General features: G+C 55.0%; 12 protein-coding genes. 5 read left to right on the forward strand and 7 right to left on the reverse strand.

The window, feature by feature from the left end; translation table 11 throughout:
• From EN991_RS40265 to EN991_RS04240, 3 genes are all read left to right on the forward strand, one after another.
• Window positions 1-181: hypothetical protein (locus EN991_RS40265; RefSeq protein WP_206519147.1), on the forward strand; the 181-nt coding region annotated here is incomplete at its 5' end.
• 224 nt (window positions 182-405) lie between these two features.
• Window positions 406-1,704: an O-antigen ligase gene (locus EN991_RS04235; RefSeq protein WP_127368213.1), complete on the forward strand. Its 1,299-nt coding sequence runs from the start codon at window positions 406-408 to the stop codon at window positions 1,702-1,704.
• The gene (locus tag EN991_RS04240; RefSeq protein WP_127368214.1) at window positions 1,701-2,636 is read left to right on the forward strand and encodes an NAD-dependent epimerase/dehydratase family protein; all 936 of its coding nucleotides are present in this window, start codon (window positions 1,701-1,703) and stop codon (window positions 2,634-2,636) included. Before EN991_RS04235 ends, EN991_RS04240 begins: the two co-directional genes overlap by 4 nt.
• 35 nt (window positions 2,637-2,671) lie before the next feature.
• Here EN991_RS04240 and EN991_RS04245 read toward each other — a convergent pair whose 3' ends face one another.
• From EN991_RS04245 to EN991_RS04255, 3 genes are all read right to left on the reverse strand, one after another.
• Window positions 2,672-3,208 carry a sugar transferase gene (locus EN991_RS04245; protein ID WP_013532714.1) on the reverse strand — a complete coding sequence of 179 codons (537 nt, stop codon included), beginning with the start codon at window positions 3,206-3,208 and terminating at the stop codon, window positions 2,672-2,674.
• A 122-nt stretch (window positions 3,209-3,330) separates the two neighbouring features.
• A complete protein-coding gene (locus tag EN991_RS04250) occupies window positions 3,331-4,266 on the reverse strand; it encodes a glycosyltransferase family 2 protein (RefSeq protein WP_127368215.1) in 936 nt (311 codons plus the stop codon).
• Window positions 4,267-4,359: 93 nt separating this feature from the next.
• On the reverse strand, window positions 4,360-6,345 hold the full coding sequence (locus EN991_RS04255) for a nucleoside-diphosphate sugar epimerase/dehydratase (protein ID WP_164766111.1): 1,986 nt from the start codon (window positions 6,343-6,345) through the stop codon (window positions 4,360-4,362).
• 248 nt (window positions 6,346-6,593) lie between these two features.
• On the opposite strand from EN991_RS04255, the gene EN991_RS04260 reads away from it, so the two are divergent.
• Both EN991_RS04260 and EN991_RS04265 read left to right on the forward strand, forming a co-directional pair.
• A complete protein-coding gene (locus EN991_RS04260) occupies window positions 6,594-7,478 on the forward strand; it encodes an SAM-dependent methyltransferase (protein WP_127368216.1) in 885 nt (294 codons plus the stop codon).
• Window positions 7,479-7,524: 46 nt separating this feature from the next.
• The gene (locus EN991_RS04265) at window positions 7,525-9,132 is read left to right on the forward strand and encodes a polysaccharide pyruvyl transferase family protein (RefSeq protein ID WP_127368217.1); all 1,608 of its coding nucleotides are present in this window, start codon (window positions 7,525-7,527) and stop codon (window positions 9,130-9,132) included.
• Here the strand turns inward: EN991_RS04265 and EN991_RS04270 are convergent.
• From EN991_RS04270 to EN991_RS04285, 4 genes are all read right to left on the reverse strand, one after another.
• Window positions 9,127-10,581, reverse strand: coding sequence for an ABC transporter ATP-binding protein (locus EN991_RS04270; protein ID WP_127368218.1), 1,455 nt, complete (start codon window positions 10,579-10,581; stop codon window positions 9,127-9,129). The two genes, EN991_RS04265 and EN991_RS04270, sit on opposite strands and share 6 nt — an antisense overlap.
• Window positions 10,571-11,359, reverse strand: a complete 789-nt coding sequence (locus EN991_RS04275; protein WP_127368219.1) for an ABC transporter permease — start codon at window positions 11,357-11,359, stop codon at window positions 10,571-10,573. The genes EN991_RS04270 and EN991_RS04275 overlap by 11 nt, the downstream gene beginning before the upstream one ends.
• The gene (locus EN991_RS04280; RefSeq protein WP_127368220.1) at window positions 11,356-12,270 is read right to left on the reverse strand and encodes an NAD-dependent epimerase/dehydratase family protein; all 915 of its coding nucleotides are present in this window, start codon (window positions 12,268-12,270) and stop codon (window positions 11,356-11,358) included. The genes EN991_RS04275 and EN991_RS04280 overlap by 4 nt, the downstream gene beginning before the upstream one ends.
• A gap of 103 nt (window positions 12,271-12,373) precedes the next feature.
• The gene (locus EN991_RS04285; RefSeq protein ID WP_206519148.1) at window positions 12,374-16,417 is read right to left on the reverse strand and encodes a glycosyltransferase; all 4,044 of its coding nucleotides are present in this window, start codon (window positions 16,415-16,417) and stop codon (window positions 12,374-12,376) included.
• Window positions 16,418-16,446 lie beyond the last annotated feature (29 nt).

Genomic DNA, 16,446 nt, shown 5'->3' on the forward strand with positions numbered 1-16,446 from the left:
GTTTCTGGACAATCTTCCTCGTGCCGGCGTTCTAGCAGATCGCCGTTGTCAAGAACAATGCAAGACTGGCCCGGCCGCACATGGTTCGAGAATGAATTTTCCACAGATACCATCAAACCCGGAAATTCCTGCCCGCAAGCTCAACAACCGAGAAAACGCGGGGAAAATATTGCTTGAATGACCGGCTACGGCTTTCAAGCGACTTCCCTTGGCCGACCGTCGCCTGCCGCCGATTTTCGGTGGCAATCCACCAGATACACTATCGAAAACGGGGGGCGGCCGCTATACCAGCTTCGGCAGCGGGCAAGCGCGTTATGAGGCCTGGGCAATTTCGAGGCGAGCGCATTCAACTTCGCTAAACAAGATCCGCCGCATGACACTTGCCGAAAACAGCGAGCCCGAAAATTGAGCCGGCTTTCATCCCTCACACAGCAATTCTCGCCTTCGCGGATCAACAACTACTTCTCCATCCTTTGCTTCTTTTTTCCACCGGTTCTGGGGTCGGTGGTCAGCTTTGTGTTCAATGGCGGAGGCCTTTCGTCCGCCCTGCTGATTGCTTTAGGGAAAAGGCGCTTCAACGCCGACCGGCCCATGATCTGGATGACGGTCGCGATCTATGCCTACTGCGCCGCCAATCTCCTGGCGTCCATCGTCAACAACTCGTTTGTCCGGGATGCGCCGCATCTTATCCCGCTCGTCACCTTCCTGTTTTTTCCCGTGTCCTATTCGACATGGAGCAACACGCAGAAAACCACGCTTGCCCGCATCGTCGTGCTTTCCAGCATGGCCGCCTGCTTTGTCGCGCTGCTCATGGCCGTCATCCAGCAATATTGGATTGGCGTCAGGGCGGAGGGGGGAGCCGGAAATCCGATCGTCTTCGCAACCGTCGTCTGCCTTGCCGTGGTGACCTGTGTGGCTGGCGCCTTGTCCAGTATTGAGCAAGCCCGGACACCCCTCTTCTACGCGACACTGGCCGGGACGATCGCCGTCATCTATTCCGGCTCGCGTACCATCTGGCTGGCACTGCTGATCGCCGGCATAGCCGTCATGTTGATCAACCGGCACAGGCTCAGGGGCAGGAATGCCGTTCGCCTGCTGCTGCTGCTGGCGGCAGTCGGCGTCGTGATCGCCGCTTCCAGCTTCCAGGCGATATCCGGGCGGGTCGACTTTTTGCGCTCCGATTGGGGTGCGCTTGGAGCTAGCGGCAACTACGACACCTCGTTGGGAATACGTGTTGCGCTTTGGGAGATCGGCCTCAAAGCATTCCATGACATGCCACTGTTCGGGCACGGTGTGGGTGCAACCCAGCTTCTGATCAAACAGGGCTTTCATGAGCAGTTCGCGATGGACACAGGCTTCAACCATTTCCACAACGGCTTCCTGACCGCCTTGGTGCAAGCAGGAATTCTGGGCGCCGTGACGCTGGCAGCGATCTTTATCGTTGCCGCTGGAAATGCCGCCCGGGTCTTGCGAAACAGCAGCGATCCGAACGAGCGGTTCGGCGCCACCATGATTGTCGTCGTGGTGATCACCTATCTGACGGCCGGAATGACAGGCATCCTGGTCGGCCATGACATTCTGGACTCGGTGCTGATGGTCTTCCTGGTGAGCGGAACATATCTCGCCTCCGGACGCCATGTTCCTTTGCTGGACGAGCCGGCACTTGCACCAGTCACGCAAGACCTGTCTCGGGCAAGGCCATGAAGGTTCTGGTCACGGGCGCGACAGGTTTCATCGGGCGTCTTGTCGTGCGCCACTTACGCGAAGCCGGTGCCGAGCTTCGCCTCGCCTCCCGCCATCCCGAGAGGCTTGCTTCGGAGAACGAGGCTGTGCCGATGCCCGGCTTCGATGCGCCGGCCGCCGCCTTTCTGGAACTGACCCGGCATATGACTGACGTCGTCCATTGCGCTGGCCTCAACAATGATCGGGGAAATGCAACCGAAGCCGATTACCAGGCGGCCAATGTGGAACTGAGCGCAAGGCTGGCGCATGCAGCGGCGGCCCAGATAAGCGGACGTTTCATTCATCTCTCCTCGATCCGGGCGGTGATCGGCGCGCACGTCAGCGCAACGATCGACGAGGACACGCTTCCTGCCCCACAATGCGCCTATGGACGCTCGAAGCGCGAAAGCGAGATCACGGTTTTGGACGCCTATGCGTCGCATGGCCGCTCCGACGCCGCCGTGTTGCGCCTGCCTCCGGTCTATGGAAGTGGCATGAGGGGAAATCTGGCAACGCTGATGCGCCTTGCCGATACGCCGCTGCCGCTGCCGACGGGTGCCTTGACCGGAATCCGCTCGCTGATGTCTTCCGAGGCCGCGGTGCGAGCAGTGTCGCACCTGCTCAGGCATTCCGGGCCGCTTCGCCCGATCTATGTCGGCGCCGATGTGCCGCCGGTCGCCGTCGACGCCGTCATCACCGCCTTTCGCAGAGGTTTGGGGCGGCCTGTGCGCCTGATGGCGGTGCCGGCCGGGCTGATACGGCCGGTGGTGGCCGCACTCGGCAGGCGGGCGTTCTGGGACAGCCTGACCGCCACACAGATATGCGACCCCGCCCTGCTGGTATCGCAGGGGTGGACGCCCGAAGCCGGCACGCTTGAGCGGCTGGCCGAGCTGGCGCGGCTCAGCAGATCCTGACTTTCTTGCTTGACCATGATCTTTTCATGGTCTGCTCAGCGGTAGAGCGTTCCAAACAGGATCCGAAGATCGAGCCAGAACGACGCGGTGCGGAGGTAGGCAGCATCCGTTTGCGCCAAGAGTTCCGGGTTAGACATGTCGATGCCCCTGATCTGGGCCAGGCCGGTTATGCCCGGCAGCGCCGCCAAAACCCCCAGCCGCCTGCGACACTCGATCAATTCCGTCTGGGTCGGCAGGCAGGGCCGCGGCCCGACCAGGCTCATTTCGCCCTTCAAGACGTTCCAGAATTGCGGCAGCTCATCCAGCTTGAACTTCCGCAAGACCTTTCCAACCGATGTCACGGAATCCGCCGGCGCCTCATGCGAGGGTAGCGACGGCGTCCCGACATACATCGTGCGCAACTTGTGGCAGCGGAAAAGCCGACCGTCACGGCCGACCCGCACCTGTGAAAAAATAGCCGGGCCCGGCGACGATGCCCGAACGGCAAGGACGGTGAGCGCCAAGACAGGAGATGTCGCCACCAGCAGCAGAGCCGCACCGGCAAGATCGAAGATTTGCTTGGCTGCCTTCATGAACGGCCGATAGTGCTCCCTGCCGAAGTCCCGAGGCAAAGCCGCAGGCCAATGTCGTCAATCCGGTCGACGTAGCATGAGCCGATCTCTTGACCAAGCGCGCCACGCAGCCGTCGCAATGTTCAGATGCGCCCCAGGATGAAGGCGAGATAGAGCCCCAGGTTTCCGGAAACGGTCTGCCGATAGACGCCGCTTCGGCGCAAGCCTGCCAAGCGGCGGAAAAGGCCGCCGTCGCGCCCGTGGGTGAAAAGGTCGAGGCACACCATCGCGTCCTCGGTCAGGAGGTCGCGATTGACGGCGAGACCGTCAAGGTTGAGGTCCGTCCAGCCGGCGAATTCCCCCTTGAACAGGCGGCCAAGCCGGGACACCCTTGCTTTCCAGGACACGTTGGCGCCGACCAAATTTGCCGCATGCTGCCGGTAGCGCACCAGCGGCCGCGGATCGTAGCGGACGATGCCGCCGGCAGCGGTCACGATGAGATAGGCCCACCAGTCGTGGCTGACGAACCCGGTCCGCATGCAGGCCCTGGCCAGCAGGTCGCGTGCCGCTGCGTTGAGCAGGATGGTGTTGCCGCCGGCGATGCTTTGCACAAGCGCGTTGCGAAAGGTTGGCGGCCGGGCAAACAAAGGCGAATGGCCGACAAGGCTTCCCGTTTCCGTCATGGTCGCGGTTCGCGAACAAAACATCAGCGGGATTTTCGCATCCTGGGTCCGCATCCAGTCGATAGCGCTCTCCAGCCTGTCGGGCTCCCAGATATCGTCCTGGTCGCAGAAGGCATAGCAGTCCGCCTCGATGCGTCGATCGACGATCATGGAGCGGAAATTGGCGGCGAAGCCTTGCCGCGGCCCCTCGACGAGCGTCATTCGACCCTTGGGCCGCCAGCGGGATTTCCATGCCTCGATGATGGCGGTCGTGCCATCGGCGGAGCCATCGTCGGATATCCACAGGTCGACCAGAGGGTGCGACTGCTCGAGCAGGGACTGCAGCTGCTCCTCGATGAAGGCGGCGCCGTCTTTCGTGCCCATCAGGACCGCGATGCGCAGAACATCTTTGCTCACGAGCAAGATCGCTTTCTGATTCTGATTGGATCTATCTCTTTGATTTGGCGCAATTCCCAAAGGTAAGCGCCGTGCGCTTTTCCCGGAATTGTTCTAGGTCGCCTGCCCGGCGGTCTTCGGAATCGGGTCTTGACGTGCACTTGCCCTGGCCTTCTTGGCGCGGTCGAGACCTGCCAATGCGGCGAGCGCGGCAGCCTTGTCCTGGTTTTTCGCCGACTGCTGCAGCGCCGTGAGCGCGACCTGGACATCCGACCATTCCACGACGTCCGTGCTGAGGCCGAAAATCTTCGAGATGCCGAGTTCGACGAGTTCCTCGTCTTCGCCATGCAGCGTTTCGTGGAGTTTTTCACCCGGCCTTATGCCGGTGAACCGGATCGCGACGTCCTTGTATGGGCTCTTTCCGGACAAGCGGATCATCGTTTCGGCCACTTCAAGGATCGGCACCGGCTTGCCCATGTCGAGCATATAGACGGCATAATCGTCTCCGCTCTGCCGCGACGCGGCGTCGGCCGCCGACATGATGACGAGATCGACGGCTTCGGCCACGGTCATGAAATAGCGCGTCATGCGCCGGTCGGTGATGGTGACGGGCCCTCCGGCCTCGATCTGCGCCTGGAATATGGTCGCCACCGATCCATTGCTGCCGAAGACGTTGCCGAACCGCACTGCAATGAACTTGGTGGCCGGGCGACGCCCGCTTGTCTCGCCTGCCGGCGTGCCATGCAAGGCGCTGATGATCTGTTCGGCGGCCCGCTTCGTCATGCCGAGCACTGACGAGGGATCCACCGCCTTGTCGCTCGATATCAGGACAAATTGCGCAACCCCGCACTTGGCGGCGACCTCGGCACAAACGAGCGTTCCGAAGATATTGGTCTGGATGGCCGAATCCCAGTTTTCCTCGAGCAGCGGAACATGCTTGAGGGCCGCGGCATGAAAGATGATGTCCGGCCGGAATTCCGTGACGACACGCGTTATCTGGCGCCGGTCCGCGACATCGACGATGCGGACCTTGAGGCGGTCGTGGTCCTTCTCGTCAACATACTGGCTCAGCTGGAAAATGCCGAACTCGGAGTTGTCGGCGACCAGCACCGCCTCGGCTCCGAGTTCCAGCGACCGCCTGACCAGCGTCTGGCCGATCGAACCGGCGCCGCCGGTCACCAGAACGCGTTTGCCGCCGACAAAGGCGCCGATACGCTGGATATCGGACGCGACCGTCGGCCGGCGCAGGATCGTTTCCATCTCGACGGTGTCGAGAACCAGCTTTCCGTGCTGTTCCAACTCCGAAAGGCCTGAGAACTGCACCACATTTATGTCGCCGTGCCGGGCAATGCGCACAAGTTCCGAATAGTCCTCGATTTCGTGCTCGGCGCCGCTACCGAAAATCAGCAAGTCCAGGCTCTTGGTGCCGGTCGCATAGTCTTCCAGGACATCGATCAGGCGCGGCATTGTCGCCACTACGGGAACACCTTGAATCCGCGTGCCCAACGGTGCGCCGCGCTCGGTGGCCATGATGCCTGCGATGGAATAGTCCGCCGGTTGCGCCGTGCGGGTGAAGCGAATGATCAGGTCGGCCTCGCCGAGCCGGCCGACAAACAGAGCGCGCTTGGCCTGCTGGTCGGTCTTGCGGCTCAGAATCCCCCAGCTCGCGCCGTCACGCAGGAAGCGGTAGAACAGCCGGGGTGCCGATATGATGGTGAAGGAGACGAGGAAGAAGACGATGAACTGACGCTCGTTGAGCCCCGCCACCGGCCGGTAAAAACGCAGCAGCAGCGACGCCATGTAAAGAGTGAACGTCAAAATCGCGCAGCTCTTCAGGATGTTGAAAAAGTCCGGCGTCGAGGCGAAGCGCCACACGGTGGTGTAGAGGCCACTGTAGCGGAACAGCAGATGGCTGATGACGACGATGCCCGCCCATGTCGCCAGACCCTCGTTGGAGAACGCTTCGAACGAAAGATTCGACCGCGAAAGAACAAGGCTGAGTGCCACGGCGACCAAGACCATGACCACGTCCTGGACCATGATGAAGGCGCGCCGCATCTGTGGCCTGAGCCCGAACACAGCTTCAAGGTGGGAATTCATTGGACGGCACTAGACTCCAGGCTCAAGGGCATCGACACCAGCGGAGTGCGAACACGAAGATACTTCGCGACCAATCTACCCTAAGTGCCATCCCCGGCCCCCGCCGTGGTGTATCGCATACTGCGGGGCGGAGGGCATAGCTAGAGGTTTTTTGTGCGAACTAGACCCTACTGTGGATTTGGCCATTCCTACGGATGGGTCCATCGGAACTTCTTGGGTCGCCAAAAAGATTGATGTAAGGGAGTCGGATGCGCAGAGCCGAGATTGCCCAGAAATTCCCGTTCCTTCAGCGGCCAATGGACTTGGTTAGAGAACTTGCAGGCAGGAGCCAAAAAAGCGTGATCAAAACAAATGAAGATGAGACGATAGAGTTTTGGTCAAAACGCTCGCATGACGAGCTTGCTCGGGTAGCGGCGGCTTTGCATCGCGATCGTCGACAGGCCGAAGATAAAGCCGGACTTCATGAGGTCATCGGCGCAAGAGCTGTGGTTTCAAATGCCTTTATTGAAGGAGTCGGCATTGAGGTCGGGGCAGGCAACAGGCCGTTTCCAGTTCCGTCTATGGCCACTGTGATCTACGGCGATATCCGCGACAACGAGACCTTGAAGACTCACTTTGCCGACCCAAACATCACCCAAGGCGGATTTATCGATGCGGAGACTTTTGCTGGGACAAAGCTCGAAAGCCTCGACTTTATCATCTCAGCCCATGTTATCGAGCACCTGGCAAATCCATTCGGCTCAATTAGGGAGGGTCTGGCACGTCTCAAATCCGGCGGGGTTTATGTTTTCGCCGTACCAGACATGAGATTCACTACTGACCGCAACCGCCCGCTGACTACGTTTGAGCATCTAATGGGCGACCTCCAAACAGGCGGAGGTCCAACTCTTCTTGACTCTTACATAGAACACTGTCGCTTCGTTCACCCTTTATCGCAGCCAAAATTTTCGGAGGACCAGTTAGTAGCTGCGGCAGAACATGGGCTAAAACACCGGATAGACATCCACGTTCATGCATGGACAAAGGAAGCATTTTCAGATCATCTTAGCCGCCTGCAGAAGCTATTTGGATTTACCAAACACTTCGAATCGTCGATCCAAAATGAATCTCTATTTGTCATTAAAAAAAATTAATAGTCAAATATCGATCAATTTCACGAGAAAGAGATAACCTTCACGCATGATACCTCTAAATTACTTCCTTAGAATAAACAACGTTGGGGATAAATTTTCCCCCGAAATAGTCCGCGCCGTATCGGGAAAAGAAACAAAATGGACTTCTAATTTAAGCTCCAAGCACTTGTTGGGTGCCGGAAGTATTCTTGCAAGCGCCACCGAACATTCATACGTTTGGGGTAGTGGAATCATGAACCCTAGATTGGGGATAGGAAATCCAGCACCATCTCGGGTTTTGGCTTTGCGTGGGAAACTTTCCTATACCGAATTATCACGGGCCCTGCGGAGCAGATTATCCGACATTCCGCTCGGAGACCCAGGTTTCCTGTCTAACATATTGGTGGACAAACCACAGTTGGGAGATCGATTTGATCTGGCCGTCATTCCTCACTACGTGGATCAAACAAACCCGTACGTACAGAGCCTGTCTGCATTGGATGGCGTGAGAGTTCTAGATGTACACCAAGAGCCAAAAGCATTCATTTCGGCGCTTGCGCAGTGCCAGTACGCGATCAGTTCTTCGCTCCATGGCTTGATCTTCTCCGAATCACTCGGGATTCCTAATGCTTGGGTTGAGTTCTCCAACCAGGTAGCGGGTGAGGGCTTCAAATTTCGTGATTGGTTTTCATTAGCAAAAAGACCTCAGGCAGATGCAGTTTCCATCAATCGCACGTGGTCAAGATCGGATCTTGCCGACCTCTGCCAAATCCATGAAATGGAAATTGATACCGACGCCCTGTCTGCAGCACTGGTTAAAAGAGTAGATGATATAGATATATTTTCCGATCGGAAAATATATACTTTTGACAAATGTCGGTCTAGACCAGTACCAATTTTCATAATCTCGTTTAACCGAGGCGATCAATTACTTAAAGTGGTAGATTCCTACAACCGACTCAGCACAGATGTTGACATCGTTATTCACGACAACGGAAGTTTCGATCATCGCACATTGTCGATACTTGATAATTTAGAGAGATCTGGCGTAACAATCATTAGATCGACAGCGATCAACTCACCTGAAGAGCTGGACAACATCAATACCACGATTGAGATGTACTTTTCCAATTGGGCCGAGCCTGGCAGGTATGTGGTAACGGATGGCGACGTCGATCTCAGCGGCGCGGCTCCGGATATATTGTCTGTTTTTGACCTCTTGTTGGATAATTTCAGAGACATCGCCTGCGTGGGGCCAATGCTAAGGATACATGATATCCCTTCCACCTATTCCCTTTACAATCATGCGATGAATCGCCACATTGATCAGTTCTGGCACAAAGAGCCTTCTTGGTTCACGCGCGACGAAATTAAGATCGCTTACCAACGAGCGCCAATCGACACAACCTTTGCTCTCTATCGCGCTGGAGAGCGTTTCCATCGACTGCAGAAGGGATTGCGAATTTACTATCCCTATGATGCCAGGCATCTGGATTGGTACGAAGACGAGAGTGAGGGCGAGGCATATCGCATGACATCGTCCCCGGCCATTTCACATTGGAACTCACAGAAGCCGATCGATGCAATGAGAGATGAGCCGTTGAGATTTTTCGACTATATACGGGTGCTGCGATCGCCCGACGGCACCTTAACTATGAAAAAGGAAATACTATAGAATTTCTGTCTTTATAGAGGTCCCTAAATCAAAATGCCCAGATGAAAGAAGGTCCACTTCCGGCGCTACACGAAATGCAACAGCATCGATGACTCTGTGCAGCGGACTGCTACCAGATGTAGTTTTTCCAAAAACTGAACTTCCAATAAAATAAGTACCCGGGAGCATCAAACAATTAAACTCAAAGGAGACCATAACGGTATCCCCAGATTTTACTTTCTTTATCCTGAAAATATCTTTGTCGACATTGTTTGCCCCAGCTAATATCAAGCCAGAAACGGTTTTCAAAGCCATGCCGAAAGCTACATTGGCCGCATCGACTGAAAAGTTCACTTTAAACTTGAACGCGTACCGCTTGCCTAACTGAAGAACATTCACCTGACTGCCAACCATTGTTGTTAGGCGAAGTTCGTGAATACGTGCACCGTGTTCTTCCGTTGCCGTTGCAGATTGCGTCTGTAAACTCTTGTCGAAATAATCCGAAAACTCTTCTTGGCCGTGCAAGGACGATGACGCCAACGGAAGCGCGGAGTAATCAACTTCATAGACGGTCTTCGCTATGTCTTCGGCACTCTCCCTTTCAACATTTACACCTGCCGCGCTGTGCGGTCGGACGGCAGCCAAGCGTACAATGCTCGCTCGCATTTGTGCTGCCGTATCCCCAGAAGCATTTACTAGCCGCTGATATTGATTGACTACGGCTTTGGGTCTGCCTTGAGAAATCAGTTCTCCGGTATCGATTAGCATTGCTTTCGAACACAGCTGCACAATTGTCTGAGCGGCATGGCTCACAAACAGGATAGTGCCACCCTTATCCTTAATGTCCTCAATGCGGGCGAAGCATTTTCGCTGGAAGGCCTCATCCCCCACAGACAGAGCTTCATCCACCACCAAGATGTCCGGGTCGACATTGATGGCCGTGGCGAATGCCAGACGCACATACATACCGGACGAATAGGTTTTCACGGGTTGATCAATGAACGGTCCGATATCGGCGAAGCGGGCGATGTCGTCGAACCGCCACTCCATCTCCCTGCGCGGCACGCCGAGAATTGAGGCGTTGAGGAAGACGTTCTCGCGTCCGGTGAATTCGGGATTGAATCCTGCGCCAAGTTCCAACAGCGCGGCAATACGGCCGTTGACTTCGACCGAGCCGCTCGTCGGCTGCAGTGTGCCGCAAATGATCTGTAGCAGGGTCGACTTGCCGGAGCCGTTGCGGCCGATAATACCGACGGTTTCGCCGCGGCCAACTTCAAGCGAAATTCCGGAGAGCGCGGCGAAATCGCGAAAATAGCGGCGCGGCGGGCGACCGATCAGCCGCTCCAACCGCGGGACTATCATTTGCTTGAAGCGGTCTTCAGGTCGCTCGAACATGACATAGTGCTTGGACACATCGCGCACGCGAATTGCTATGTCGGAAGCGCGGTTGCCTGACCTGTCAGAGGACATCTGCAAATCCTCTTCGGGTTTTCTGGAAGAATTGATAGCCGAAAAATGCAGTTGCAATCGCCACCATGGAGTAATTGCCAAGGGCGGCCCAATTTGGCTGCACACCGAAAAGAACCACGTCGCGGAAGCTCTCAACGGGAATCGCGAGCGGATTGAGCGAAAGCCAAGGTTGTAGCCAGGTTGGCAGCGACGTTCTCTGAAAGAAGACCGGCGAGAGGAACATAGTGGCGGTCACCAGCGGTGTTACTATCTGGCTCATGTCACGGAAATAGACGCCGATCGATGCCAATATCCAAGCCATGCCGAGCACTAGGACAATCAGCGGTGCGAAAACCACGGGCGCCAAGATCACCGTTGCTGGGATACCGCCGAAGACGATGTAGGCGAAAGCCAGCAGCACCAACAAGCTGACGGCCGCATGGAACAATGCTGCACCAGATGCAACCACCGGCAGTATCTGGATCGGAAACACGATCTTCTTCACATAATTGGCATTGCCTACGATTAGGCTGGGCGACAGCGAAATCACCTCGGCGAAAAATTGAAAGACAATCAGCCCGCAGAATAGGACAACCGCAAACTCGCCGGTGGAATGTGTTGCGCTCTGCTGGTCTGGCATCGTCCAGCGCGACTTCATCACCACGCCGAACACAAACGTGTAGACAGCCAGCATGAATAGCGGGTTGAGCAGCGACCACAGCAATCCCAAGGCAGAGCCACGATAGCGACCGACCACCTCCCGGCGAATGAGCGAAACACTAAGTTGAGTAAAATTCATGATGCGGCTTGAATCTTCTTCCTGTAATCCCACACAAAATCTTGTATTGCACCGGAAATATCAAAATCTGCTTTCCATCCAGTATCTCGCGTTATTGCATCGCAGTTTAATTCAACATCCTTGACGAGAAATGACTTTTCAGGGACGTAATTGCGGCGAATATGGCGACCACAAGCATATGCACAAAGATCTATTACCTCATTTACGCTAAGCGACCTCCCAGAACCAACGTTGTAAATTGCTCTTTTCTGTCCTTTCGGCTTTAGAACGGCATCAATGGCGGCACAAAGATCTCGCACGTCGATATAGTCGCGCAATGCCTGCCCGTTGCCCCATATATCAATCGGAGCACCTAGAAAGGCGGCCCGAACGGCGGCGGCTACCACACCTTGACCCTTTTCGGGCGACTGGTATTTTCCAATTGGGTTCGAAGCACGAAGAATCGAGTAACTCCACCCCTCTGCTACAGACAACGTCCTAATGGCGTTCTCGACCATCAACTTGCCGCATCCATAGGTGCTTATAGGCAGGGTTGGATGCTCTTCACTGATTTTTGGCTGCTGGGGGACCCCATAGATCGTCCCGCCAGACGAAAGATAAACTACGTGCTGGATCGAACTTCCGCGCATACTCTGCAGAAATTTGACATGCGGGATAACATTTCGGTCCACCTCAGACACGAGGTCATTAGCAAACGTGGCTGGCACAGATGCACTAACGAGCAGCACTGCAGCGCTTAACCCTTCGAAGTGGTGGCGATAGGTTGCAGGATCATCGAAATCAATAATCGCCATATTGGCGAGTTGAAGACCTTGCCGCCGAACAAACGCACGAAAGGGGATTTCTCTCTGATTGAAATGGTCAATCAGGTTCCGCCCGATAAATCCGGACGCTCCGAAAATGCCGATCATTCGTGTCCCCTTTTTCGAGGGCGAAGAAGTCCACCTCGTCCGTGCGGCTCGAGGCTGCCAATTTCCTTACACAACCTCCGATGGGACAAGATTTCACCTCGCCTCATGCCGCACGGTTCCGATCACCGTCCCGCGTCGATTCCAAATGGCGCAATATTTCTGCCGCGAAGGCTTCGGACGAGAAACTAGCCTCGAAAACTGCCTTGGCGGCATCCCCGATCTCGCGCCATTTGTCTCTGTCACTGATCGCTTTTCTTAAAGCGGCCGCAAGGCTAATCGGGCTGGCATCTTTCGCCACATAGCCGGATACACCATCCTCGATGAAGTCAGCGGTTCCCACAGCGGTGGAGCAAACCAGAATCTTGCCCGACCTTAGGGCATCGATGGAAACGAGGGGGAGGGTGTCGTCGCGTGACGAGACAAGAAGTATATCCGTTTCATGCAATGCTCTTTCGTAGTCAGCGTGGCTGAGGGCTCCCTCCATGGAAACCCCAACTCTGATGTCTGCCATTTGCTTGATCTGACCGTGATACGCCACATTTAGAATTCGCCCGGCCAATCGCAATTCGCACATACGCCGAACGCTCTTTTCCAGTTCGTCCAGCGCCAGGATCGCCAGATCCTGGCCTTTGCGTGGCTCGTATGAGCCCAGCACCGAGACGACGATGTTTTTGTCATCACCTAGGCTTGACTGAAATGGCTCTGAAACCGGGCCAATCGTTGACGTGCCATACGGAACAATGGAATAGCCCCGGAAGAATGGCTCCACCGCGCCGCCAGCAATCTTACTACCAACCCAGACACCAGCCGCTTTCTCAAGCGCGTACCTAGCATCGAGGTTCGATGAAAAAAGATCCTTCGCAAATTCGCTTTCGTGAATATACCAGAATGTTGGAACCAGTTCCGCAAGCTGAGATATTATCGGCCATCCGAGTACAGTGTTAACAATTACCGTATCGAAATTTCTGCCAAATTTGAGAACGGTGTCATGCCGTTCAAACAGAAGCTCGTCGACAATGACGGTAACGCCCAGTTCATTGATATATTTTCGCATCGGGCCATCTGCCGGCGCCATCACAACAACAAAATTGCCAGCAGATGAAAGCGCCCTCGCCATGTCGAGAACCACGCGTGGTGCACCGCTTTCCGTCATATCATGGGAAACGATCAATATATCCTTCCCGGCTTCGTAATTGTGGCTCCAAGAGTCCACAATTCCAGCAGGCGGATGCACCTGATATTCCTCCTGAGAGTCGTGATAAAGCAAGTCTCGCATCTTCTTTGGATAAAATGGATCCCGAGAAATTGCGGTCGGCCACCTCTTCAGAAGATTTATATCAGCCTTATCGCGCTTAAATAGCTTTGAATTCTTCCTTTTCTTTTCAACTTCACCTATTGACGCATGACCAATGTGATATAGGCGGGAGTAGGGAGAATATACGCAGTCATACCCTCTTTCTCGTACCTTCAAGCATAAGTCGACGTCAGAGTGAGAGACCGGAAAATTCTCCGCGTCAAATCCCCCAATTTCGGCAAATACATCACGGCTTACCATCAAGCATGCGCCGCAAATGAGCGATACATCGCGAACGGACTGCGCAAAATTGTAGTGATCCGATGTCATATCGGGAAGACAATGAAATGCCGTTCCCACCAACCCTCGAACACCAGTGACCATTCCCGCATGCTGAATCAAATTGTTTTCATAAAGCAACTTCGGACCAACAATACCGACATTCTCCAAGGTCGCAACTTCGAGGAGGCACGTAAGCCAGTCTTTCGAAATTACCCGCACGTCATCATTGAAAAAAACCACGTACTTGCCCATCGCTTCGTGGGCACCCTGATTACATTTGTCAGAGAAATTAAACGGCTTGTCATACGTCGAAAACTTAACCTTCTCCGAAATTGAGCCAAGGCTTTTTATTATCTCTCCGTTGGTTACCACGATCACCTCGAACGAGTGGTGGTCCGTCCCGTTCAATATTGAATTGATCGAAGCTCTAATATTCTCAATATTATCGGACGGGACTACAATCGACACGAAATTCCCAGAAACCAGATCCGAACCTCGATGGACCCTATTCGCATAGGGTAAGGCCAAGGCTTCCCCCCCATATCGCCGGCGACGGATTGCATCTTCCAGCGCCATAATATTTGAGGTTCGAGCATGGTCTTTCCCGCCCACGGCCGCAGAGCCCTCAATCATCCGCCAACCGTACAGGACACGCTCTATGTGCACGACCTTGGTGAAACGCTCGGCCGCCCGCAACGCGAGATCGTAGTCTTGAGAGAAATCGTATTCGCTTCGGAACCCCCCAACTTGCTGAACTAAGCTCTTCCGGTAGGCAGTTAGATGAGCGGTATACATGCAGTTGAACAGGAGATGAGGGCTCCAATCCGGCTTACAGAATATCTCTACCGGTTGATCGTTCGCGTCAACCTTACATTCATCCGAATATATAAAGTCAACGAGAGGATTTCCTACTACGACTTCTGCAATTCTCAGAAGTGCGTCCTTCGTAAGGATGTCATCGTGATCCAAAAGAGCGATGTACTCTCCAGATGACCGGCTTAGCGCTTGATTGGTTGCCTTTGATATTCCACCATTCTCCAACAATCTATCGATCTTTACTCTCTTGTCGGCAGATGCGTATCTATCTAAAAGGCTTTTTATTTCCTCATCCTGCGAGCAGTCGTCGACAATAACGAGTTCCCAATTTTGGTATTCCTGCGCTATCACCGACAAGATCGCCCGCTCCAGAAAGCGGATCGGCGGCCTGTAAACCGGCATCAAAATGGATATGGTGGGACCGTCAAAGCTGGAGATAGAAAACGTGGCCAGCGAAAAGCGCGATGCCACATCTTCCCTCTCCCTGGACAAGTTTCCTGCAATGCGCTGATCCGGAACACGAAGAAGAGCGACACCGTCAAGCGTTACCTGCCTCACCCCCTTCAAAGCCACCCGGCTGTAGATGGCTTTTGCAACATTTAGCCAGCTACCGCGCTGGACACGGGACTGCCTAAGACGCTGAACCAGCTTGGTGGAAACCAATTGGTCAATCCACATCATTCGCATCGATTCCGCCGCCACCTCAGAACTATCTGGAGTGCTGTCCGTCTCGGCATATATTTTCGACATTTCCTGCGATCTTTCCGCTAGGAACCGTCTTTTTTCCTCCTTCAGCTCCAACCTTGTCTTCTCCAGCATTTCCGTCAGTCTCGTATTGTGCTCGACCGCAGTCGATAGCTGAGAATGAACTAGCCTTCTCTCTTCGAGACTGCCTTCTAAAGTCTTCTCCGCTGCGGCGCGTTCGTCCGCCAGGCTACGGCGATACGCAGCTATTTCTGTATCTTTCTGCTGAAGCTCAGCTGCCAGCTGAGTAGCCCTGTTCGCTTGCTCTTCGACGGCGCGCTGCAAACTCAATTGCGCTTCAGACGAGATTTGCTGTCGAGCTCGAAGTTCAGGGAAAAATGCTTCGCCAAATATTGGCGCGACCGCATCGAACTCCGCTTTGACGCGGTCAAGATCAGCCATGGCTTTAGCGTCATTCGCGTCGCTCTCCAGAGCCTTGAGTGCCGAGTAGGTGTCTTTTACCCAGCTGGCGATTCGTTCGTCGGCGAAGAGCGCACCGTCTGTCGCTGCGTGGTGCCGATAATCCGTTGAGATATGAGCATCGATGTCAACTGCAGCCGCCGCCATGGACCGTGGCCAAGCCACCGAAAGCGCTGCCGCGATCTTGTCCAGCCTTGGTCGCCAGCCCTGCATCATCCCTTCATAAGAGACAAATGCACGTGGCGCGCCGCGCGTCGAGTGTTCAGCGTCCAGTTCATGGCGGAGCCAAAGCAGAGCACCGAAGCCGGGGGTTGACCGATCCCTTTTGCTGAGCGAGGCGATGACCGCAAGCGGATTACGGCTTGCAAGAACGTATCGCAAGTCGATTTTCATAGATTCAAAAATATCCGCGTAGAGCTGTACGAACCGCGAGATACGCGGTTCCTTCAAGACGAATAGCGAAGCGCCACCGTATTCTTTATCGATCAGATGAGCGATTTCGGCCTTGTAGAATTGAGATCGCGCCCTCGACAAGTCGCTAAGATCAAAGCGCCGCCAGTCGTCCCACCTGCTGCCAGCCTCTGCAAGCATCTGGTCGTGTAAGGCGATCAGCTTCGAGG

This window comes from Mesorhizobium sp. M7A.F.Ca.US.005.03.2.1 (genome assembly GCF_003997795.1).
GTDB lineage: Bacteria > Pseudomonadota > Alphaproteobacteria > Rhizobiales > Rhizobiaceae > Mesorhizobium > Mesorhizobium ciceri.